The following is a 21,769-nucleotide window of genomic DNA, read 5'->3' on the forward strand; positions in this document are numbered from 1 at the left end:
TTTACTTGCCTTGACCTTTTAATTTGGCCAGCACGGCAAAAGGATTATCCGCGTTTTCGTGTTTCTCAGGTTCACCGCGATCATGCGGTAAAGCTGTCGGGCAAGGGTCATGCAGTGCCACCAGCGGCATGGCCAGCAACAGTTCCTCTTCGATCAGATCGGTGAGAACCATACGTTCTTCGCCAACTAACCAGGGGTCCAGTCGCTCCGGCAATGCCTTGGCCTGATCTTCATTCCACACCAGCGCCACATCAATATGGGCGGTAATGGAATAACTCACTGGCTCCAGGCAGCGCTGACATGGCAGCACCAATACGGTGCTAACCTCGCCCTCGATACGCCGATGCCCCTCATCATCACGATCGAACGCCAGCGATATAGCTACTGGCTGGTCCAGACTTTCGCGGTATTCCTGCAGGCGAGGCAGGTCTCCAACGGTAAGCTGGCCCTCAACGACGCGACCCTGATCCGCATATTTGCGAGGATCGAGGAACTGTGGCAGTTGCCCTGAAAACATAAGCGCGCAATTCTAGGGCCGTGAGGCCCTGCTGTCAAAGTTAATGTGAGGCACTAAGCACCTGAGTCAACAGGGTTTTTCGTGCGTCATGAAAAAATAATCCTTACACTTGCCCCCGCAACGCGCGGAGACCCCCATGACTGACCAGACACCGACCCTGTTACTCGCCTCTTCATCGCCTTTTCGGCGGCAATTATTGGACAAGCTGAAGCTGGATTTTATCCATCAGAGCCCGGATATCGACGAGTCCCGGCATGAGGGTGAATCCCCCACCGCGCTGGTGGTGCGCCTGGCCCGGGAAAAAGCCCTGGCGCTGGCCGATCAGCACCCGGACACGCTGATCATCGGTTCCGATCAGGTCGCCGTGATCGGCGATCAGGTCCTGGGCAAGCCCGGTGACCGGGACACCGCGATCCGCCAGCTCAACGCCGCCAGCGGTCAGCGGGTATCCTTCCTTACTGGGTTATGCCTGCTCAATACCGCCACCGGTCGCAGCCAGGTGGCCTGTGACCCGTTTCATGTGCAATTCCGCACCCTGAAACCGGCGCAAATCGAACGCTACGTGGACATAGAGCAGCCACTGAACTGTGCCGGCAGCTTCAAATCCGAAGGGCTGGGCATTGTCTTGTTCAAGGCACTGGAAGGTCGCGACCCGAATACACTGGTGGGCCTGCCATTGATCGTGTTAACCGAATTCCTGGCCGCCGAGGGGATTCAGCTGCCTATATAAAGGAAAGAGGCGAGTTCCGAGCACTATCTCTCTCGGAACTCGCCTCTTCTAGCTTCTAGCTTCTAGCTTCTCGTAGCTCGTAGCTCGTAGCTCGTAGCTCGTAGCTCGTAGCTCGTAGCTCGTAGCTATTATGATCAACGAATCACCGGCGAGGCGCTCAACCCCAACTGTGCTGCCATGCCTTCACCAATGGATACACCAAAACGGCGAATAAATTCTTCCATGGGAGAACGGCTGGCGCTGTAATTCAGCATTTCTTCCTGCCCCGCCACTTCGCGAATCACCTGCCCCGGGCTCATCAGGCCGTCAATCAGCCCCAGATCCAGTGCCCGCTCGCCGGTCCAGAACAGGCCAGAGAACAGTTCCGGGTGGCCATCCACCTTCAGGCGATCGCCGCGCCCTTCTTTCACTGCGGTAATAAACTGCTGGTGAATGTCATCCAGCATGGTCTGCACATGCTTGCGATGGGCCGGCTGAATCGGCGAGAACGGGTCCATCAGGTCCTTGTTTTCACCGGCGGTCAGCACACGGCGCTCCACACCCAACTTGTCCGCTGCCTGCTCCAGGCCGAAACCGGCCATGATCACACCAATGGAGCCGACGATACTGGCCGGGTCAGCATAAATTTCATCCGCAGCGGAGGCGATAAAGTAGGCCCCCGAGGCGCCCACATCGGTAATGGCCGCATAGACTTTCTTTTCCGGGTACTCGGCACGCAGCCGTTTGATGGCGTTGTACACCTGATTTGACTGCACCGGCGAGCCACCCGGGCTGTTGATCTTCAACAGTACGGCAGTGGTGTTTTCCGCTTCAAACGCCCGCGTCAGGCCGGTGACGATCAAATCCGCACTGGCATCCTGATCCGGCGCGATCACACCGTTTACGTCAACAATCCCCACATGCTTTTCCGCCATGGTCACCGCTGAACCGGTTTTTCCCGGAATCACCATCACCAACAGCGTAAACAGGTATATAAAAGTCAGCGCCTTGAAAAAGATGCCCCAGCGACGGGACTTGCGCTGTTCATCCTGGGCCTGGCCCAGCAATTTTTCGATCAGCTTCCATTCCCGCTCATTCTGCGGGGGCCGGGAAGATGGCTGATTTTCCATAGTCACACACTCTCCATTACAAATTCAGACGCCGCCAAACCCACCAGCGGCAGCAAATGATCCAATCGGTCGATCACCGCCAAGGGCTCGCACGGCAACAATTGTTCAACCGGGTGAGCACCATAGCTCACGCCAATGCGGTCCACCCCGGCAGCACGGGCCATTTCCAGATCGAACGTGGTATCACCCACCACCACCGCCCGCTCTGGCGCCACCGCCATGGTTTCCAGCAACTCCAACACCATGGCCGGGTGCGGTTTGGACTGGCTTTCATCGGCACAGCGTGACGCATGAAAATAGCGATCCAGGCCGGTATTTCCCCACACCCGCTGCAGCCCCTTTCGGCTCTTGCCGGTGGCCACCGCCAGCTTAAAGCCACTTTCGCGCAAGTGAGTCAGTACCTGTTCCGCCGCCGGATAAAGGGCGCTTGGGGTCTGCTCGGCGGCGATAAAGTGGAAAGCGTAGCGATCGCGCATGGCGACGATTCCCGCATCGTCCAGTTGCGGGTAGAGCGTGGCGATGGCTTCCGGCAATCCCAGCCCGATAATGCTGCATACCACCGGATCTGCCAGCGAAGGCAGCCCAAGATCCAGCGCCGCCAGCTGCATGCAGCTGACAATACGACCGGTGGAATCCATGACCGTGCCATCCCAGTCGAAAATCACCAGGTCATAAGGACGCGCATTATTCATCGCTGACTCCTGAGGGCCGTCAGAATCGCCTCGTAATCGTCATCCAGCGGCGCGGTAACCGTCAGCCGCTTGCCCGTGTTCGGGTGCACAAACACCAGGGTGCGGGCATGGAGACAAAGGCGACGGCGGCCGATCTCAGTCAGCAGGGCCTCCCCTTTCGCAATTCCGTATTTGTCATCCCCCAACAAGGGAAAGCCGCCAAACTGGCTATGCACCCGAATCTGATGGGTGCGACCGGTTTCCAGAGTGGCCTCCACCAATTGCGCCTGAGCAAACCGCTCGAGCAGGCGATAATGGGTCACCGAGGGCTTACCCTCGCGGGAGACCCGCACGATGCGCTCGTTGCCATTCATCATTTTCAGCAAGGGCGCATCAAGCGTGCGCTCCTTGCCCTTGAAGCTCTGACACAGCAACCAGTAACGCTTCTCCACCTGGCCGCCCTGCATCAGGCGCTGCAGCTTGCGCAGAAACGAACGCCGCCGCGCCACCATGATCAGGCCACTGGTGTCGCGGTCCAACCGGTGCACCAGCTCCATTTCCTTTTCATCGGGATACATCACCCGCAAGGCTTCGATCAGCCCCAGACTGACACCACTGCCACCATGCACCGCCAGGCCTGCCGGCTTGTTGAAAATGAATAGCTGGTCATCTTCATAAACACAGGCCCGGCGCAAGCGCTCGGCCAACCCCTCACTCACCGCCGGCGGTGCGGCGGATTCACTGGTGCGAATGGGCGGAATACGCACCACATCACCGCTGGCCAGTCGGGTGGTCTGCTTGGCGCGCCCCTTGTTAACGCGCACCTCACCGGAGCGAATAATCCGGTAAACACGGGATTTAGGCACCCCTTTAAGGTGGGTAAACAGGAAATTATCCAGGCGCTGACCATGCCGGCCTTCATCTATGGTGACAAACGTCACCCGGTTCGCTGCGGGGGTATCTTCTGACATGGCGCGATTCTAAGCGTGATCGGCGGAAATGTCTGCATCTGGCGCAAGCATGTCAGCAATCTATCTGATTGATCCCGCTGGCCTTTTATTGCTATAGTCAAGCGTCGACCTGAAATAGGCAACGGCGACGCGCAGCGAACATTCGCCGTTTGGCCCTCTCCGGCTACAGCCGATGAAGACAGAGCCCGCCCCCAGGTCACAGAAAAAGCGTTAAGCCCACCTTCCAGAAGGGAAATACCCTCACGGAACTGGGCACACGCTGCAGAAGACCCATTTACAGCGCCCGAAAACGGGCCCTGAACATTAACGATGGTGGCCTGCAGCGCCGGTCAAACGACCTGGAAAACAGACAGACAAGAGTTTACACATTGCTGTGTGGCGCAAGGAGACATTCATACTCCACAACCACGGCAATCGCGTGAAGCATTACAGACTGGCCAGCTGCCAGCATGATTACGCACTAAACATTGCACACAACTCGGAGAGCCGCTGACTCAGGCAACACGATCACCAAGGAAAGCGAATCACACGCCCAGCGTGCGCCCAATCCGTGACATGCCTGCCACAGCACTCCCCCTGGTCTGCTACCGGTTGCACCCGGCCCTGCCCCATGCCACCACAAACTTGTGGTAGCACCATGAAACGTATGCTTATTAACGCCACTCACCCTGAAGAGGTACGAGTGGCTCTGGTCGACGGACAACGTCTGTATGACCTGGATATTGAACACCGCACACGGGAACAGAAAAAAGCCAACATTTACAAAGGCAAGATCACCCGGGTAGAACCGTCCCTGGAAGCGGCTTTTGTAGACTTCGGCGCCGAGCGCCACGGCTTCCTTCCCCTCAAGGAAATTTCCCGCCAGTACTTCCAGAAAGACCCCAAAGACATTCAGGGTCGCGTTAACATCAAGGAAGTCATCAAGGAAGGCCAGGAAGTCATCGTTCAGGTGGCCAAGGAGGAACGCGGCAATAAAGGCGCCGCCCTCACCACCTTCATCAGCCTGGCTGGCCGCTACCTGGTACTGATGCCCAACAACCCCCGTGCCGGCGGCATCTCCCGTCGCATCGAAGGGGAAGAGCGCGCGCAACTGAAAGAAGCGCTGGGTGCACTGACCATTCCCGACGAAATGGGCGTGATCGTGCGCACCGCCGGGCTGGGCCGCAGTGCTGAAGAGCTGCAGTGGGACCTGAACTACCTGCTGAAGCTGTGGACCTCCATTGACGATGCCTCCCAGGATCGCAAAGCGCCCTTCCTGATCTATCAGGAATCCAACGTCATCATTCGCGCCATCCGCGACTACCTGCGCAAAGACATCGGCGAAGTGCTGATCGACTCCAAAAAAGTCTACGACGAAGCCCAGGGCTTTGTTCAGCAGGTGATGCAGGACTTCCAGCACAAGATCAAACTGTACGACGACGAGACCCCACTGTTCTCCCGTTTCCAGATTGAATCGCAAATCGAAACCGCCTTCGAGCGGGAAGTGAAGCTGCCCTCCGGTGGCTCCATTGTCATCGACCCGACAGAAGCACTGGTGTCCATCGACATCAACTCCTCCCGTGCCACCAAGGGCGCGGATATCGAAGAAACCGCCCTGAACACCAACCTGGAAGCCGCCGAAGAAATCGCCCGGCAGCTGCGCCTGCGTGATATCGGCGGCCTGATCGTGGTGGATTTCATCGACATGGGCCCCGCACGCAACCAGCGTGACGTGGAAAACCGCATGCGCGATGCGCTGGAGCAAGACCGGGCCCGCATCCAGCTGGGCCGTATCTCCCGCTTCGGCCTGCTGGAACTGTCCCGTCAACGGCTTCGCCCCAGCCTCGGCGAGACATCCAGCATCGTCTGCCCGCGTTGCGACGGCCAGGGCCATATTCGTGATGTGAAATCACTGGCGCTGAGCATTCTTCGTCTTATCGAAGAAGAAGTGATGAAAGAGCGCACCGGCGAGATTCAGGCCCAGGTGCCGGTGGCCGTGGCCACCTACCTGCTCAATGAAAAGCGTGATCCCCTGCGCGCCATTGAGAAGAACCACAATGTTCGCGTGGTCATCATTCCCAACCAGAACCTGGACACGCCCCACTTCGAAGTGGAGCGCATCCGTGATGACCAGACGTCCGCTCAGCTGAGCCACGAGATGGACCTGCTGGAGGGCAACAAGGATGCAGATATCGCCTCCGCCCAGGACACGGAAATCAAGACCCAGGAGCCCGCCGTCAAACTGATGGCTCCGGACACCGCCCCACCGCCGCCCAAACCGGCAGCTGCCGCACCGACAGCGCAGGCCCAGAACCTGGGTCTGCTGGCGCGTCTGTTCACCTGGCTTGCCCAGGTCTTTACCGCTGAGCCCAAGCCCGCCAAGGTGAAGAAAGAACAGCCCCAGCGCAAAAGCGATAACAAGCAGCGCCAGCAGCAGAACGCCCGTGGCCGTGGTGGCAACAACCGCAACCGCAACGACAATCGTAATGACGGCCGCAACAACGATAACCGCGGCAAGAACGACAACCGCAACAAGCGCGATGGCGGCAAAGCGAGCGATAACGACAATCGCAATAACCGCAACAAGCGCCAGAACGACAAGGATGGCGGCCGCAAGAACGACAACCGCCAGGCAGACAATCGCGCTTCCGACAATCGCAACGATAACCGTAGCGATAACAAGGACGACGGTAACCGTAACGAGCGTCGTGGCCGTAATGACAACCGTCGCAACAACCGCAACAATGACAACCGTGGCGACGGTCGTAACGACAACAAGGCAAATGACAGCGGCAAACCGCGTAACAACCGCAAGCCGGACAATGCTGCTGACAGCACCGACAGCAAAAGCAACGACAAGGGCCCGAAAGCCCCCCGCCGCACCGATGCCAAGGACGATCGTCCGCTACGCGAACGCCAGCGTCCTGGCAAAGGGGAAAACAATAGCGACGGCAAGAATGCGGTAGCTCAAACCTCTGCGGACAAACCGCAGCGCACCAACAAGGCGCCCAAACCGGCCCGACCACGCAACGAACAGCCCGCGCCCGTGGATGACGAAGGTCACCCGCCCGCCAAGCTGGTTCCGGCTCAGGAGCCGTCTGCGCAAGTGAAGGCAGACGATCAGGCTAAAAAAGAGGTAGCCAACAAAGCTACTCAGGCAACCGAGCAACAGCCGGCGGCCAGCAAGCCGCAAGCCGCAGCTGAACCGAAACCGGAACAGCCCCCTGCACCGGCTCAGCCGCAGCAACCTGCTGCCGAGCAACAACCGGCCGCCCAGGCCCCGGCCGAGCAAAACACCGCCGCGCCGAAAGCCGAGGACGACAAACCGGCCAGCGCTCAGCAGGCAACCAGTGACACTGCTGCCGCTACTCCTGCGCAGGAAAAGCCGGTTGCCGAAAGCCAGCCGCAGCAGCCCAAGGCTGATGCGCCGAAAACCGCTGATGCCGAGAACGTAGCGCAACCCGCTCCCCAAGCGGAAGCCGCCAAAGACGCTCCGGCAGCTCAGCCAGAAGCGGCCAAACCGGCTGAGGCGCCAGCGCCGACCAAACCGGTAGAGCAAAAGCAGGCAGAGAAAGCGGTAGAGGCCGAAGCCCCCAAAGCCGAAGCCCCCGCCGCTGAGCCAGCAGCTCCAAACCGGGCCAGCAATGATCCACGCTCCCCGGGCTACAAACCCACCCCGGCAGCCCCGGCGCCAAAGGCGGAAGAAAAGCCCAAGCCGGCACCGGCCAGCAATGAGCTGCCCAGCCGTGCCACGGAAGTGAAAGCGGTCAAGGCAGAAGTGAAGCCCGCCGCCGCCGAGCAGGGCCGCGCCAGCAACGACCCACGCCAGCGTCGTCGTGAGCAGCTCGCCGCCCAGGAAGCCGCTGCCAAGGCGCAACAAGCGGAATCGTCCTCGGAAGACTGAGGACATCCAGCCACAAAAAAGCCCGCTTCGTGCGGGCTTTTTTGTGGCTTATGGTTCTTCCCGGATTAGAGTGAATAACACGCTTCTCGTCGTCTACAGGGTTTATCGCGAGTAAATACCCGACGCCGAATGCCTGGCGTAACCCCCTTAGCCTGAACAGCTATCGTTTTGCGGTATCTTTTTTGAGAGGTATTTTTGAGGGTTTCTTTGAGGAATTGTCAGGGCCATCATTCAGACAATAATCAGGTATTGCTCCAGCTACATGCTGAAATCAATTGTGGCCATGGGTCTCATGCATCCCATGCGTCTATAGGGGCCTGGAGGCTCCTGGCTATGGTAACAGCACCGGCTCTTGCTCCAACGACACACCAAACATCGCCAGCACATCGGCACACACCGCCTCTGCCAACGCCACCACATCCGCACTGGTAGCACCGCCATGATTGACCAGCACCAGCGCCTGTTCACTATGCATACCAACAGGCCCCAGTCGCTTCCCCTTCCAGCCGGCCTGCTCGATCAGCCACCCTGCTGCCAGTTTCACGCCATCTTCTTGTGCGTACGCCACCACATCCGCAAAGCGCATCTTTAGCGCATCACCCTGTTCTTTGGTGACAACCGGGTTTTTGAAAAAACTGCCCGCGTTAGCCAACACGGCAGGGTCCGGCAGCTTACTCTGACGCACCGCAATCACATGCTCGCGAACCGCGGCGGGGGAAATATCCGCTTGCGACAAGTGGCCAAAACGCGCCTGGAGCGGCCCGTAGCTCACATTGCATTGCGGTATTTTATTCAGACGAAGCTCGATGCCGGTAATGATATAGCGGCCACGATCACCGCTTTTGAAACGACTGTCGCGGTAGGAAAATTCGCATTCATGGCCGGCAAAATGGTCTACCTGAGCGGTGACCACATCCATCACCGTCACCTGCTCCAGTACCTGGGACAACTCGACGCCATAGGCACCGATATTTTGAAAAGGTGCCGCCCCCGCCGTACCGGGAATCAAGGACAGGTTTTCCAGCCCTTGCCAACCCTGCTCGACGGTCCAGGCCACCAGATCATCCCAGTGCACGCCAGCACCGGCGGCGACCCAAACATGGGTGTCGTCTTCTTTCACCTGCGCCATGCCATCAATAGCCAGGCTCAGTGTCAGCCCCGGCAGATCAGAACGAATTACCAGGTTGCTGCCTTCACCAATCACGAAAAGTGGCTCTGCAGGATTACGTTCCGCCAGCACCTGTGACAATGCATCCAGTGTGTTCGGCCGTGCCAGGCGATGGGCTCGCGCCGGCAACCGCAAGGTATTCAGCGACGTCAGATCCGCATCGCAAATCTGCTCAACCGAACCGGTCGGTGGCGCCGTCTGGCTCACAGTTGCTCCCGCACACGGCTCAACAATCCTTCAGCGCCATCTTCAATCAGATCCAGCACGGTATCGAATCCGTCTTCACCGCCATAGTAAGGGTCAGGTACTTCCCGCACCGAAGTGTGCTGTGCATAGTCCAGAAAACGGGCAAGAGTACCCTGATACGATGCGGGTCGCATGGCCTTCAGATCCTCCAGGTTGGCGTCATCCATGGCCAGCACCCAATCATAGTCCGCAAAATCCGCCGGGCTGACTTGCCTCGCGCGCAGGTCAGCCATGGAATAGCCTCGGCGCAACGCGGCCTCCTGGGTACGAGGATCCGGCGCCTTGCCGATATGCCAATCGCCGGTTCCAACGCTATCAATACGAATACGATCTTCCAGGCCTGCTGCCTTCACGCGTTCACGAAAGACCACTTCAGCGGTGGGTGAACGACAGATGTTGCCAAGGCAAACGAACAATACTGATACGCTCATTACCGGCCTCCCAACTCTGACCGCAGACGCTCAAGATCCGCCTGGGTATCGACCCCACCGGGCACAGCCTCACAGGCAGGTTCAATGTGGATAGCCACGCCATTGGCCATGGCCCGCAGCTGCTCCAGAGATTCCAGCTGCTCCAGGGTCGCGGGCGGCCATTGCACATACCGGTGCAAGAACGCTACCCGGTACGCGTAGATGCCGATATGCCGCCACCACTGCCCTGCGGACATGTCCTGCTTACCATCGGCAAAGGCATCACGATGCCAGGGCACCGGCGCCCGGGAAAAATACAGCGCCTTGCCGCTGTCATCGAACACGGCTTTCACCACATTCGGGTTAAACAGATCGTCAGCTCGTTCAATGGGTTCACACAGGGTGGACATCTGGCAGTCCGGGTTGGCGGCCAGATTCGCCGCCACCTGATCAATCACCGCCGGGGGAATCAACGGCTCATCGCCCTGCACATTGACGATGATGTCATCATCAGCCAGCCCCAGTTTGGCGGCCACTTCCTGCAGGCGGTCCGTGCCGGAGGGGTGATCGTCGCGGGTCATGACCACGGGCACGATGCCATCCAGCACATCGGCAATGCGCGCATCATCCGTGGCCACGTATACCTGCTCGGCATGGCTTTGCTGGCAGCGCTCCGCCACCCGTTCCACCATGGTTTTTCCAGCAATGTCTACCAACGGCTTGCCCGGCAAACGGGTAGACGCATACCGCGCCGGCACCACTACGTAAAAACTCATTCACTACCTCGAAAAAAATCAGGGCCGAGTTGGAAGTTTAAAGTTCAAAGTTGAAAAAACCGTTCAAACCCATGCCTTACATCCTCACGTTTCAACTTTACCTTTTAACTTTCAACTCTCTTGACCGTTCACTCCCAACGCCCGATCAATCATCTGATCCAGCAACCCGTCCGGCAAGCTCGCAGTCACCGGAAGAAACCACCAGTGGGGTTCGGCAAAGGGGGCACATTTCACCGCGTCCTTTTCTGTCATCAGGACAGGCAACCCATCGGCAAAGGCCAGATCCGCCGGCTGATAGGCATGATGGTCGGGGAAAACGTGAGGCGTCGTGCTGAGCCCCAGAATACTGAGCAGATTAAAGAAACGTTTGGGATTGCCAATGCCGGCAACCGCATGGACCTGGGGGTGCTGGCGCAGGAAATCGTCAGGGGAGAGAGTACGGTCGTCGGCCAGGCATGTCATGCCTGACGGACGCATGATCATGGGATAGGCCCCGGTCCAGCCACCGCCGGTGCTGATCACGAAGTCCACCTCCTTGAGGCGGGTGGCCGGCTCCCGCAATGGTCCTTCCGGCAGACAACGGCCATTACCCAGGCCACGCTGACCATCCACCACCACCACTTCGGCGCTGCGCGGCAGCGCATAATGCTGCAAGCCATCATCGCTGATCACCAGGTCCGGGGCGTACTCGCGAATCGCCACGTCCAGGGCATTGCGCCGATCCGGATCCAGCACCACCGGCGCCCCGGTGCGGCGAGCAATCAACACTGGCTCATCCCCTACTTCCAGCGCATCACTGCTAGCGGACACATGCTGGGGATACTGTTCGGTTTTACCGCCAAAGCCACGGGATACCACCGCCACTTTCAAGCCTCGCGAGCGCGCCGCTTCCACCAACGCAATCACCAATGGGGTTTTGCCTGTACCACCGACAGTGATATTGCCCACCACCAACACCGGAACGGGAGGGCTTGGGCGTTGTTTCCTGAATTGTTGCAGACGGCGCCGCGCCTCAAAAGACACCAGCGCAGACAGAGGCCGCAGCGGAACCAGCCAGGGACTGCCCTTATACCACCCCTGTTGAATCCATTCGCTCAGTGCCCCCATGTCGCCCGCTTACTCCTCGGCAAAATTCATCCGGTACATCTGCGTATAAAGCCCGTTTTTTTCCAGCAATTCCTGGTGCGAGCCCTGCTCGATCAACTGGCCCTGATCCAGCACCATAATACGATCCGCTTTTTCGATGGTAGACAAGCGATGGGCAATGACCAGGGTAGTTCGCCCTTCCATCACCTGCTCCAGGGCCTGCTGGATGTGGTGCTCAGATTCGCTATCCAGTGCACTGGTCGCTTCATCAAGAATCAAGATCGGCGCATCCTTGAGCAGCGCCCGGGCAATGGCGATCCGCTGCCGCTGGCCACCGGACAATTGCACACCATCCTGGCCCAGCAAGGTATCCAGGCCATGCTCAAGCTGCTCGATAAAGCGCCAGGCGTGGGCGTCCTGTGCCGCTTTTATGATGGTGGCATCATCCGCGCTGCGCAGCTCACCGTAGGCAATATTGTTTCGCACGCTGTCGTTAAACAGCACCACCCGCTGGCTGACCATGGCGATCTGGTTCCTCAGCTCACCGAGCTGGTACTCCGGCAAGGGGACGCCATCGAGAAGAATTCGTCCCTGATCCGGATCGAAAAAACGCGGCAGCATGGCACTGATGGTACTTTTCCCCGCACCAGAACGCCCCACCAATGCCACCGTCTCGCCGGCCTTGATGGAAAAGTTGAGATTCCGCACCACCGGTGACGCCGGGTCATAACCAAAGGTCACTCCCTCAAAGTCGATGTTGCCATCGGCCTTGGTGGCCACCGCATAGCTACCGGTATCCACTTCCTGCTCCGTATCCAGCAGTTCAAACAAGCTGGCCGCACCGGTTACCCCCCGCTGCACTTTCACGTTTACATCGGTGAGTTGCTTGAGCGGTTTCTGGATCATGCCTGCGGCGGCAATGTAGGAGAGAAAGCCCCCCACTGTCAGCTCTTCACCCATCAAGTGAATATACAGATAGGTAATGGCACCAATGCCCACCGCCACAAACAGCTGTACGATAACCGTGCTGGCAATCTTGCTGGCATTGAGCTTCACATTCTGCTTGGCAAAACTGCGGCTGACGTTATGGAATCGGTCCGCTTCCTGTTTCTGGCCGCCAAAAATTTTCACCTCGCCACTGCCCTCAATGGCTTCACCCAGAAAATGGGTGATGTTCGCCATGGAAGACTGGATACGACGGCTGATCTTGCGGAATCGCTTGCTGGTGATATTCATGACCATGGCAATCAGGGGAGCCACGGCCACCAGAATCAGCGTCAGTTTCCAGTTCTGCCATAACAGGAAACCAAACAGCCCCACCACAGTGAGGCCTTCACGGATAATCACGATGATGGCATCGGTACCCGCACTGGTGACCTGCTGCGCATCAAAGATAATCTTCGACATGATGCGCCCGGACGCATTGCGGTGATATTCAGACTGGGGCAATTTCAGCACATGACCGAACACATCATTACGCAGCACATACACAATCTGCTGGGCTACCCAGTTCATGGAATAACTGCCCATGAACTGGCCCAGGCCCTGAAAAATCACCAACACCAATGGCGCGATCGACACGATTAGCACGCGGGCATCGGTCGGGTTGACGATGGTTTCCCCCAAGTAACCGGCCAGCTGTGCCGCCCCGGCCTGGGTGCCGGCATACAGGGCATAGCCAATAACGCTGATAATCAGCATGAACCAGTAAGGGCGGACGTAACTCAGCAGCCGTTTATAGGTAGGCCACACGTCCTCGGGGGGAAGAGGTTGACTCATTGTGCCTCGTTGGGGGATTCGCGAGTGGTGAGCGACAGCTTAACAAAACCCAGCTGCCCGGCCACGTCATAAACACGCACGACAGCCTGATACGCCACATTGGCGTCCGCATAAATTTGCAACGGTTGATCCGTTTTATCCTGCCCAAGACGCAGCAACGCAGTGCGTAGCGCATTGCTGTCACTGGCCGCCAGCTTCTCGCCGTTCACCAGGTAATCGCCCGTGGAGGTAATCGTCACTTCAACCTGATCATCCACCTGGGCCTGCGGAGCGCCATCGGCTTCCGGCAAGGTGATCGACAACTGTGTCTTGTCATCAAACGTGGTCGATACCATGAAGAAAATCAGCAGCAGGAACACCACATCAATCAAGGGTGTCAGGTTAACGCTGATTTCCTCCTGGCTGGGCCGGGGAAATTTCACGCCTTCTCTCCCGGTTCTGCCTCACGATCACCGTGGACCAGATCCACCACATGAACGGCGCTTTGCTCCAATTCCACGGTAATTTCTTCTACCCGGCGTACAAAGAACCGGTGAAAGAAGATTGCCGGAATGGCAACCACCAGCCCCGCTGCAGTGGTCAGCAGTGCCTGGGAAATACCACCAGCCAGCTGTGCCGCATCACCGGTGCCGTGAATCATGATCGCTGCAAACACATCGATCATGCCGACCACGGTGCCTAGCAAGCCCAACAGTGGAGTAATCGCCGCGATAGAACCCAGGGTGCTGAGAAATTTCTCCAGTTCGTGCACCACACCAGTGGCACTCTCCTGAATGCTTTCTTTCATGATGTCACGACCATGGCGCGCATTGGCCAGACCGGTCGCCAGAATACGACCCAACGGCGAGCTGTCGCGCAGCTTCACCAGATTGCCTTCATTAAGCAGGCCGCGTTTCAGCAGCGTCTGCACCTGGGGCACCGTATCCGCCGGCGCTAATTTGCTGGGCCGCAAGGTCCAGAAACGTTCTACCACGATGGCCAGCGCCACTACCGAACAGATCAAGATCGGGAGCATCATCCAGCCCCCGGACTGCACAAGATCCTGCACCTTAACTTCTCCCCTTGCTCACAAATCGGGTTACCAAAAGCGCCAACGGGCCGGTCCATGCCAGGGCCGGGCAACCGTTTGCCGCCATTTTGTTATAAGCCGGCCATTATCGACGCCCCCCTGTCGAAACACAATCATGCCATCCAGGTCCGTGCGCAGAACTGTGATGCCCGCGCTGTCCAGCTTGTGCAGCACCTGCGGATGAGGGTGGCGGAACCGGTTACGGTAGCCGGCACTAACCAGTGCCACATCGGGCTGCAGCTGACGCAGCAAGGCATCACTGGTACTGGATTTGCTGCCATGATGGCCTACCACCAGCAGGTCCACGGGCGCCAACGCCCCAAGCAAACGGTATTCCTCTTGGATGCCGATATCGCCAGGCAACAGGGCGGAACCAAATGGCCCATCAACATGCAGCACACAGCTGGCGCCGTTCCCGGCCGGCCCTGGCTCGCGGGGCCACAGCACCGTGAAGGTCACGCCGTCCCAGCGCCACTGATCACCGGCCTGGCATAATTGGCTGCCTGGCACCCTGTGCGGCTCGCCACTGAGCAACAGGCCTGGTGCCGGCAAGTCAGTCAGCCCACCGGCATGGTCATTGTCGCCATGGCTGATCACCGTGCGGTCTACCTGCTGCCCCGTGACCGACAGCCACGGCCTCATACTCTGGGCCGCCATGCTGCCACCGGGCCAGGACGGCCCGGCATCATAAATCAGCAGGTGCTCACGGGTACGTATTGCCAATGCCAGCCCCTGCCCCACATCAAAAGCCGTCAGTGACCACTCCCCCGGCGCCAGTGTTGCCGGCTTCTGCGTCAACCAGGGCAGCAGGAAAAGCGGCAGCAAACGTCGAGGAAATGGCAAAAATGGCATCAGCAGCAACATCACCCCAATCATCAGGACGATACCTGCGGGCATGGACGGCAGCCTGAGCCATGACGGCACGCCCAGATTCGCCAGCCACATCATGACCCACACGGAAAATTCCACCCCGGTGGCGGCAGCCCCCAACAACCAGGGCTGCTGGAGCAGCGTCCCCAGCAATGCCGCAGGGATAACCAACAAGGTGTAGAGCGGAACCAGAATCAGGTTTGCCAGCGGGGCACTGGGTGTCCACTGCTGAAACAGCACCGCACCCGCCACGGCCATCACCACCGGCAGCAACAACATCAACCGCCAGGGCGCATGGCTGCGGGTCAGCATGGCGATACAGGCGACCGCACCGAAAGACAGCCACAGGCTCGCTGACAGCGCAGCCAGAGGCGTGATCAACAACACCACCAACAGTGCCATGCCCAACGCCCGCCACAGCGAAACCGGCACTCGCCACCACTGGGCCAGTGCCACTACGATCAGCATTACCAGTGCACGCATGGTGGGCAGGCTGAAACCTGCCAGTGCCGCATACCACATGGCACCGAGCAGCGCCGGCAACCAGGCAAGTTGCTGCAGCGAATATCGTCGCAGCCCTGGAACCACGCCTTGCAGCACTGGCGCAAGCAGCGCTCTGCCCAGCCACCAGAACCAGCCCGCCACAATGGCAATATGCAGCCCGGAAATGGCCAGCAGGTGAGCCCCGCCAGTGAGTTGAAAGGTACGCCAGAGAGACGACGACAGCCCGGCACGGTCACCAACTACCAACGCCGGTAATACCGCTTTGCCAAAGGGAGAGCCAGATACCGACGCCGCCACCTGAGAGGACAGCGCCTCCCGCCAGGCATCCACGCCGCCGTGATTGGCGATTACCGAAACACGCTCGAGCTTGCCACGGGCATCCACCCCGACGGCCAGGTCGGCACGGGCACGGTCCGGACCAAAGCGGTTATACACGCCGCGCGGCACCTTCAGCTCTGCATCCAGAGCCACCCGGTCCCCCGCACTCAGCAATACCGAAGGCGCATAGCTGTTGAGAACCACCCGGTGCGTGCCGGGCCATGCCTCACTGCCCCACACCGTCAGATGGATCTGCTGGCGAACCTGCCAGCGGCCGAAACGAAATTCACGGCGGGTAACCGGAATATCCCGCACCTGCCCCTGCAGGCTGAGCACCGCCCGGTCGTGCTCTGCAGGCAGACGTTGCGCCAACCCCTGGTGCAGTTGCCACACACCGAAGCCGTAGCCCAGCACCAACCAGACGAGCCATCGGGAACGGTAACGCCATATCCCCACCACCGCCACGGCACAAAGCACCAGCAACGGCCATAACACACCCAGCCAGCAGCCAGCCACCATGGCCGCTGCCGTCAACCACATACGCATCCTTGCTCCGCGGTATTTTCTGAAACGACGACGTGAAAACGATTACACAGACATCACAACATGGCGATTCTGTTGACGAACCCAACAATCCTGAAAGCCGTCAGCGAAGGAGTATGCCTTTTTTATCGATGCGGGCATAATAGCGCCCGCGGGGAAACAGGAAGGGAGCACACACGCCCTTTTGCCCCACTTTTTTCGCGGTTAATCCCGGCACGAACGTACCGGGCATAGCAACGAACTGATAGAGTGCGTTCGTGGACGGCGAGATAACGCCCGCCAGAATGTACCGGGGCCGCCAGACGCTCCCCACCCCAGCCAGTAGATGCGAGTTCATGCCAAAACGGATATTCCGCAAATACCTGCCAACACCCGAACGCATTCGGCAGACCAAGTCGTTGAGCTTTCTCGGGGAGGTGTTGTCGGACCCCAATCTCTGGCATATCAACCGCCGCTCACTGGCGGGCGCCGCCTTTATCGGCATCTTCTCCGGTTTGCTACCCATACCCCTGCAGATGGGGCTGGCCGCGTTACTGGCGGTACGCTTTCATTGCAACCTGCCGCTGTCGGTGATGCTGGTCTGGATTTCCAACCCGGTCACCTATGTCCCCATCTTCTATTTCACCTACCGCATCGGTGCCTGGTTGCTGGGCATGCCGCCCCACAGCGGCGAAGGCATTACCGTGGCCTGGTTTGTGGAGCAGTTGATTCCCCTGTGGGTGGGCTCGTTGCTGTGCGCATTTCTGTTCGGCGGGCTGGCCTACCTGGCAGTCAAGGTCAGTTGGCGACTGGCGGTGATTCGTAGCTGGAACCTGCGCGCACACCGGCGCGCCCGGGCAGAACGCCGGGAGGCCAGACAGGAAGCAAAGGAAAACGCCAAAGAAGCGGCAAAGCGCGAGGCCGACGAGGCCCGCGACGACTCAAAGCCGCCGCAGTAACCCATCGTGCAGCTCATATTGCTGCGGGCAGCGGGAGGCGAACTCCCGGTCATGGGTAACGATCATGAATGCCGTACCCAGATTCTCATTCAACTCGATCATTAGCGCCTGCACCTGTGCAGCAGTACGCTCATCCAGATTCCCGGTGGGCTCATCCGCCATTACCAGTGCCGGCTCAGTCACCAGCGCACGGGCAATGGCCACCCGCTGACGCTCGCCGCCACTCAGCGCGGAAGGCTTGTGCTTGAGACGATGCTCAAGCCCCACCCGCTCCAGAATCGCCGCGGCCCGGGCCTGACAATCCGCCGGCTTCTCCCCACGGATCAACAGCGGCATGGCCACATTTTCCAAGGCAGTAAATTCCGGCAACAAATGGTGAAACTGGTAAACGAACCCCAGGTAGCGATTGCGCAGCCGTCCGGTTTCCCGATCATTCAGAGCTGTCAGCGAAGTGCCAGCGATAGAAACCGAGCCACGGGTAGCGTGGTCCAGCCCGCCGAGCAGATTCAGCAAGGTCGACTTCCCCGAACCGGACGCACCGATAATCGCCAGGATATCGCCCTTGTGCACAGTCAGGTCCACACCCTTGAGCACTTCCAGTTCGTTATTGCCCTCTTCGTAGGCTTTCACCAACGTTTGCGCATGCAGGACAGGCGTCGAATCATTCATAACGCAGCGCCTCCGCAGGTTGTACCCGGCTAGCGCGCCAGGAAGGATACAGGGTGGCAGAGAAGCTAATGAACAGCGCGATCCCCACAATGGTGCCCACATCGGACCACTGCAACTCGGACGGCAGATAATTCACAAAATAGGCATCAAACAAACGGGTGTTAAACGTTCGCTCTACCCACTCGGCAATATTGCTCACATTGGTGGCCAACAGCACCCCAAGCACGGTCCCCAGCAAGGTGCCCGCCACCCCAATCAAGGTGCCCTGAACCATGAAAATGCGCATGATCGTGCCCGGTGACGCCCCCAGCGTGCGCAACACTGCGATGTTGCCGCGCTTTTCAGTCACCAGCATCACCTGGCTGGAAATGATATTGAAAGCAGCCACCGCCACAATGAAGCTGAGCAACAGCGTCATCATGGTCTTTTCCATCTTGATGGCCTGGAACAGATTGCCGTGGCTGCGAGTCCAGTCACTGGTGTAGTAATTCGGCCCCAGCTCCTGTTGCAACTTCCAACCGAGATTGGAGGCACTGAACAAATCGTTCAGCTTCAATCGCACCCCTTGCACAGTGCCCGCCTGGCGAGCCAGTTTGGCCGCGTCAGCCATATTCACATAGGCATAAAGAGAGTCGACTTCCGCCCGCACCCGGAAAATCCCGGTGACCGTAAACCGTTTGAAGCGGGGCATCACCCCGGCAGGCGAGATCGTGGCTTCCGGTAGCACCAGGGTGATTTTATCGCCCAGTTCAGCGCCCAGACGCCGCGCCAGCCCATAGCCCAGCACCACATCGAACTCACCCGGCGCAAGGCTTTCCAGCTCGCCCTGATGCATGAAATCCCCGACGATGGACACTTTGCGCTCGGCTTCAGGTTCAATGCCGTTAATCAGCGCCCCGGCCACATTACCGCGATGGGTCAGCATGCCTTCAAGCTGTACAAAAGGCGCCGCCGCCTCAATCTGGTCATGGTGATCCAGCCGGTTGGCCAGCGCCTGCCAATCCTGCACGGGCTCACGGCCATGCACCGACAGGTGCGTCACCATGCCCAGAATGCGGGTTTGCAGCTCACGATCGAAGCCGTTCATGACAGATAGCACTGTGATCAGCACCGCGACGCCCAACATCAGGCCCAATGCCGAAATCAGTGTAATCACCGAAATAAAACTGTTGCGGGCACGGGCGCCGGTATAGCGCAGCCCCACATAGAAGGATAGAGGTCGAAACATGCAGCGCATTTAACCCGAAACCCGGGGCAAATACTACGGCCATCACGGTCAGAAACCGGCACGAATGCACCAGGGGTTCGCTTTGTGATCGGCGTCAGCGTTCCTGTGCTAGCAAAATGGTTGAATAAGTCTACCTAACTTTCTAATATCGAAAGAAAATACAATCTCGCCGGGGGAAGAAATGAAGATAAGAATAATGACGTTGCTGGCCTCAGCAGCGCTGGCCATGCCCGCTGCCTCACTGGCGGCCGACGTTCCCCAGCGCGGCATGTCCCAATCCCAGGTCCGGGCCGAATTCGGCGCCCCCAACCAGAGCAAGGGCCCGGTGGGCAGCCCCGCCATCACCCGCTGGTTCTACAACGGTTTCACCGTTTACTTCGAAAACAACACCGCTTTGCACACCGTGGTTGATCGCCCCGTGAGCGCGGCACCGGATGTGGTCTCCGGCCAGCAGGTCGACACCCTGCCCCCCCTTCAGGGAAAAACGGCAGCGCAATCCAGCGAGCCAGCGCCCGCCACTGCGGATAATGGTGAAGACAAAGGCGGGCTGATGTTTGACCCGGTTTCCGGCCGTTTTGTCAGCGAAGACAACAGCGGCAACGACGCTGCAACGGCCAGCAGCGCTGAGCCGAAACCAGCCGCCCCCCCTGCGGCCGCCGCGACGACAGCGCCAGCCACTTCAGAGTCAACCACGGCCCCGACACCCGCCCCTGCCACGCCAGCAAAAAGCACAGCCAAAACCGCACCCGCCCCCACCGCGAGCACAGGTGCCGCTGCAGCGAAAACCGCCCCGGCTTCATCGGCAACGGCCCCTGCCTCGGACAGCAATGCTGAAGGCGAATTCCGCTTTGACCCGGTCACCGGCCGCATCATCATCGCCGGCGAAGACACACCAGAACAGGCGGCAAAGAAGAAGGCCGCCAGCGTAGAGAAAGAAGCCCGGCAGTCCGTTGACCAGGCCAGCGAAGCGGCCAATCAAGCGGTAGAAGACAGCCAGGCCAAAGCGCAAAGCGCCGTTGATGACGCCAACGAGAAAGCACAGGCTGCCCAGGCTGAAGCCGAGCAAAACGTGGAAGAACACGTCGAGCAGGCAGAGCAGACCCAACAGGCCGCAGAGGACGCGGCGAACGACGTAAAAGACACGGCCGATGACGGCGGCTTCTATATTGACTGGGGGGCCAGCCAGTAGCACACTCGCGCGCATAGCCAACCCTGCGGACACTCTTCGCTATGCGCCAACTGCTTCCTGAATGGGCTCCCCAATGGGGGGTCCTGCTCGCCTGGCCCGACGCCCATACCGATTGGGCCGATCACCTGGCCGACGCCGAAACCTGTTATCTGGATATCCTCGCTGCCCTGCTTGATCACGAGCATGTGCTGCTGGTGTGCCGTAACGCCCACATCCGTGAACATATTCACGCTCAGGTCGCTGCGCGGGGCATCGACGCCCAGCGCCTGCAGGTGGTGATCGCCGACTACAACGACACCTGGGCCCGGGATTTCGGCCCCATCGCCATTCGCAACGGCGAGCAGACACAGCTGCTGGACTACACCTTTACCGGCTGGGGCGGCAAGTTCGCCGCCGACAAGGACAACGCCCTCAACCAGCAACTGCCCTGGCAGCTCCCCCTGGAAACCCACGCCCTGGTACTGGAAGGCGGCGCCATCGATACCGATGGCCATGGCAACCTGCTGACCACCCGCCACTGCCTGCGCAACCCCAATCGCAACCCGGACCTCTCAGAAGCGGAACTGACCGAACAGCTGAAACAGCAGCTGGGCGTCAGTGACATCTGGTGGCTGGACCATGGCGAGCTGGAAGGCGACGACACCGACGCCCACGTGGACACCCTCGCCCGCTTTGTGGACGAAAAAACCCTGGCCTATGTGCAATGCCAGGATACCTGCGACAGCCACTACCCCGGTCTCGCCGCCATGGAACAGGAACTACAAAGCCTGGCGGATCAGCATGATTTGACCCTGGTTCCGCTGGTACTGCCGTCTGCCCAGTATTGCCGCGAGGGAGAACGCCTGCCAGCCACCTACGCCAACTTTCTGATCACCAACGAGAAAATTCTGGTGCCGATTTATGGCTGCGACACGGACCAACAAGCACTGGATGCCCTGCAATCCGTCGCCGGACCACGCAGCGTGGTGGCCGTCAACTGCCGGGTACTGATCGAACAGCACGGCAGCCTGCACTGTGTCACCATGCAATTGCCGCAAGGCGCGCTTTAATTATCTATTCAACACTGAGCCCAGCCAGCCCAGTACAAGGAAAATG

The 21,769-nt window shown here is 59.2% G+C and carries 19 protein-coding genes; 5 read left to right on the top strand and 14 right to left on the bottom strand.

The features are described 5' to 3' along the window. Position 1: 1 nt before the first annotated feature. Positions 2-517, bottom strand: a complete 516-nt coding sequence (locus COA55_RS01635) for a YceD family protein (protein ID WP_063519620.1) — start codon at positions 515-517, stop codon at positions 2-4. 136 nt (positions 518-653) lie between these two features. Between COA55_RS01635 and COA55_RS01640 the strand changes: the two genes are divergently transcribed. Next, on the top strand, positions 654-1,247 hold the full coding sequence (locus COA55_RS01640) for a nucleoside triphosphate pyrophosphatase (protein ID WP_290500306.1): 594 nt from the start codon (positions 654-656) through the stop codon (positions 1,245-1,247). A 134-nt stretch (positions 1,248-1,381) separates the two neighbouring features. Here COA55_RS01640 and sppA read toward each other — a convergent pair whose 3' ends face one another. The 3 genes from sppA to COA55_RS01655 are packed head-to-tail and all read right to left on the bottom strand — an operon-like array spanning position 1,382 to position 3,998. Then, positions 1,382-2,356: a signal peptide peptidase SppA gene (gene sppA, locus COA55_RS01645; RefSeq protein ID WP_063519618.1), complete on the bottom strand. Its 975-nt coding sequence runs from the start codon at positions 2,354-2,356 to the stop codon at positions 1,382-1,384. 2 nt (positions 2,357-2,358) lie between these two features. Next, positions 2,359-3,048, bottom strand: coding sequence for an HAD-IA family hydrolase (locus COA55_RS01650; protein WP_063519617.1), 690 nt, complete (start codon positions 3,046-3,048; stop codon positions 2,359-2,361). Beyond that, positions 3,045-3,998 carry an RluA family pseudouridine synthase gene (locus tag COA55_RS01655; RefSeq protein ID WP_063519616.1) on the bottom strand — a complete coding sequence of 318 codons (954 nt, stop codon included), beginning with the start codon at positions 3,996-3,998 and terminating at the stop codon, positions 3,045-3,047. The genes COA55_RS01650 and COA55_RS01655 overlap by 4 nt, the downstream gene beginning before the upstream one ends. 637 nt (positions 3,999-4,635) lie before the next feature. On the opposite strand from COA55_RS01655, the gene rne reads away from it, so the two are divergent. Continuing rightward, positions 4,636-7,881, top strand: coding sequence for a ribonuclease E (rne, locus tag COA55_RS01660; RefSeq protein ID WP_290500308.1), 3,246 nt, complete (start codon positions 4,636-4,638; stop codon positions 7,879-7,881). A 331-nt stretch (positions 7,882-8,212) separates the two neighbouring features. Here the strand turns inward: rne and murB are convergent, their stop codons facing one another. The 8 genes from murB to COA55_RS01700 form a co-directional block, all read right to left on the bottom strand. Then, positions 8,213-9,256 (bottom strand): UDP-N-acetylmuramate dehydrogenase, encoded by a 1,044-nt coding sequence (murB, locus tag COA55_RS01665; protein WP_290500310.1) that lies wholly within the window; start codon positions 9,254-9,256, stop codon positions 8,213-8,215. Next, a complete protein-coding gene (locus tag COA55_RS01670) occupies positions 9,253-9,726 on the bottom strand; it encodes a low molecular weight protein-tyrosine-phosphatase (protein WP_290500312.1) in 474 nt (157 codons plus the stop codon). Before COA55_RS01670 ends, murB begins: the two co-directional genes overlap by 4 nt. Further along, positions 9,726-10,481, bottom strand: a complete 756-nt coding sequence (gene kdsB, locus COA55_RS01675) for a 3-deoxy-manno-octulosonate cytidylyltransferase (RefSeq protein ID WP_290500314.1) — start codon at positions 10,479-10,481, stop codon at positions 9,726-9,728. The genes COA55_RS01670 and kdsB overlap by 1 nt, the downstream gene beginning before the upstream one ends. 111 nt (positions 10,482-10,592) lie before the next feature. Continuing rightward, positions 10,593-11,588 carry a tetraacyldisaccharide 4'-kinase gene (gene lpxK, locus COA55_RS01680; RefSeq protein ID WP_290500315.1) on the bottom strand — a complete coding sequence of 332 codons (996 nt, stop codon included), beginning with the start codon at positions 11,586-11,588 and terminating at the stop codon, positions 10,593-10,595. 9 nt (positions 11,589-11,597) lie between these two features. Next, a complete protein-coding gene (msbA, locus tag COA55_RS01685; RefSeq protein WP_290500316.1) occupies positions 11,598-13,346 on the bottom strand; it encodes a lipid A export permease/ATP-binding protein MsbA in 1,749 nt (582 codons plus the stop codon). Then, positions 13,343-13,768 carry a biopolymer transporter ExbD gene (locus COA55_RS01690; RefSeq protein ID WP_063519846.1) on the bottom strand — a complete coding sequence of 142 codons (426 nt, stop codon included), beginning with the start codon at positions 13,766-13,768 and terminating at the stop codon, positions 13,343-13,345. Before COA55_RS01690 ends, msbA begins: the two co-directional genes overlap by 4 nt. Further along, a complete protein-coding gene (locus tag COA55_RS01695; protein ID WP_039925832.1) occupies positions 13,765-14,394 on the bottom strand; it encodes a MotA/TolQ/ExbB proton channel family protein in 630 nt (209 codons plus the stop codon). The genes COA55_RS01690 and COA55_RS01695 overlap by 4 nt, the downstream gene beginning before the upstream one ends. Before the next feature lie 30 nt (positions 14,395-14,424). After that, entirely contained in the window at positions 14,425-16,653 is a 2,229-nt protein-coding gene (locus COA55_RS01700) for a DNA internalization-related competence protein ComEC/Rec2 (RefSeq protein ID WP_290500318.1), read from the bottom strand. A gap of 332 nt (positions 16,654-16,985) precedes the next feature. Between COA55_RS01700 and COA55_RS01705 the strand changes: the two genes are divergently transcribed. Then, positions 16,986-17,588: a DUF2062 domain-containing protein gene (locus tag COA55_RS01705; protein ID WP_290500320.1), complete on the top strand. Its 603-nt coding sequence runs from the start codon at positions 16,986-16,988 to the stop codon at positions 17,586-17,588. Here COA55_RS01705 and lolD read toward each other — a convergent pair. Next, a complete protein-coding gene (gene lolD / locus COA55_RS01710; protein ID WP_290500322.1) occupies positions 17,571-18,257 on the bottom strand; it encodes a lipoprotein-releasing ABC transporter ATP-binding protein LolD in 687 nt (228 codons plus the stop codon). The two genes, COA55_RS01705 and lolD, sit on opposite strands and share 18 nt — an antisense overlap. After that, a complete protein-coding gene (locus COA55_RS01715) occupies positions 18,250-19,485 on the bottom strand; it encodes a lipoprotein-releasing ABC transporter permease subunit (RefSeq protein WP_290500324.1) in 1,236 nt (411 codons plus the stop codon). The genes lolD and COA55_RS01715 overlap by 8 nt, the downstream gene beginning before the upstream one ends. Positions 19,486-19,666: 181 nt before the next feature. Between COA55_RS01715 and COA55_RS01720 the strand changes: the two genes are divergently transcribed. Further along, the gene (locus COA55_RS01720; RefSeq protein WP_290500326.1) at positions 19,667-20,674 is read left to right on the top strand and encodes a hypothetical protein; all 1,008 of its coding nucleotides are present in this window, start codon (positions 19,667-19,669) and stop codon (positions 20,672-20,674) included. Between the two features lie 41 nt (positions 20,675-20,715). Next, a complete protein-coding gene (locus COA55_RS01725) occupies positions 20,716-21,723 on the top strand; it encodes an agmatine deiminase family protein (RefSeq protein ID WP_290500327.1) in 1,008 nt (335 codons plus the stop codon). Positions 21,724-21,769 lie beyond the last annotated feature (46 nt).

The sequence above is a fragment of the Alcanivorax sp. genome, assembly GCF_002733835.1.
Classification (GTDB): Bacteria; Pseudomonadota; Gammaproteobacteria; order Pseudomonadales; family Alcanivoracaceae; genus Alcanivorax.

Excerpts from the sequence above, each read along its gene's own strand:
- msbA (WP_290500316.1), bottom strand. The coding sequence starts at position 13,346 with ATGAGTCAACCTCTTCCCCCCGAGGACGTGTGGCCTACCTATAAACGG.
- COA55_RS01655 (WP_063519616.1), bottom strand. The coding sequence starts at position 3,998 with ATGTCAGAAGATACCCCCGCAGCGAACCGGGTGACGTTTGTCACCATA.
- COA55_RS01705 (WP_290500320.1), top strand. The coding sequence starts at position 16,986 with ATGCCAAAACGGATATTCCGCAAATACCTGCCAACACCCGAACGCATT.
- COA55_RS01670 (WP_290500312.1), bottom strand. The coding sequence starts at position 9,726 with ATGAGCGTATCAGTATTGTTCGTTTGCCTTGGCAACATCTGTCGTTCA.
- COA55_RS01700 (WP_290500318.1), bottom strand. The coding sequence starts at position 16,653 with ATGCGTATGTGGTTGACGGCAGCGGCCATGGTGGCTGGCTGCTGGCTG.
- COA55_RS01725 (WP_290500327.1), top strand. The coding sequence starts at position 20,716 with ATGCGCCAACTGCTTCCTGAATGGGCTCCCCAATGGGGGGTCCTGCTC.
- COA55_RS01640 (WP_290500306.1), top strand. The coding sequence starts at position 654 with ATGACTGACCAGACACCGACCCTGTTACTCGCCTCTTCATCGCCTTTT.
- rne (WP_290500308.1), top strand. The coding sequence starts at position 4,636 with ATGAAACGTATGCTTATTAACGCCACTCACCCTGAAGAGGTACGAGTG.
- lpxK (WP_290500315.1), bottom strand. The coding sequence starts at position 11,588 with ATGGGGGCACTGAGCGAATGGATTCAACAGGGGTGGTATAAGGGCAGT.
- COA55_RS01720 (WP_290500326.1), top strand. The coding sequence starts at position 19,667 with ATGAAGATAAGAATAATGACGTTGCTGGCCTCAGCAGCGCTGGCCATG.
- COA55_RS01635 (WP_063519620.1), bottom strand. The coding sequence starts at position 517 with ATGTTTTCAGGGCAACTGCCACAGTTCCTCGATCCTCGCAAATATGCG.
- COA55_RS01650 (WP_063519617.1), bottom strand. The coding sequence starts at position 3,048 with ATGAATAATGCGCGTCCTTATGACCTGGTGATTTTCGACTGGGATGGC.
- lolD (WP_290500322.1), bottom strand. The coding sequence starts at position 18,257 with ATGAATGATTCGACGCCTGTCCTGCATGCGCAAACGTTGGTGAAAGCC.
- COA55_RS01715 (WP_290500324.1), bottom strand. The coding sequence starts at position 19,485 with ATGTTTCGACCTCTATCCTTCTATGTGGGGCTGCGCTATACCGGCGCC.
- kdsB (WP_290500314.1), bottom strand. The coding sequence starts at position 10,481 with ATGAGTTTTTACGTAGTGGTGCCGGCGCGGTATGCGTCTACCCGTTTG.
- sppA (WP_063519618.1), bottom strand. The coding sequence starts at position 2,356 with ATGGAAAATCAGCCATCTTCCCGGCCCCCGCAGAATGAGCGGGAATGG.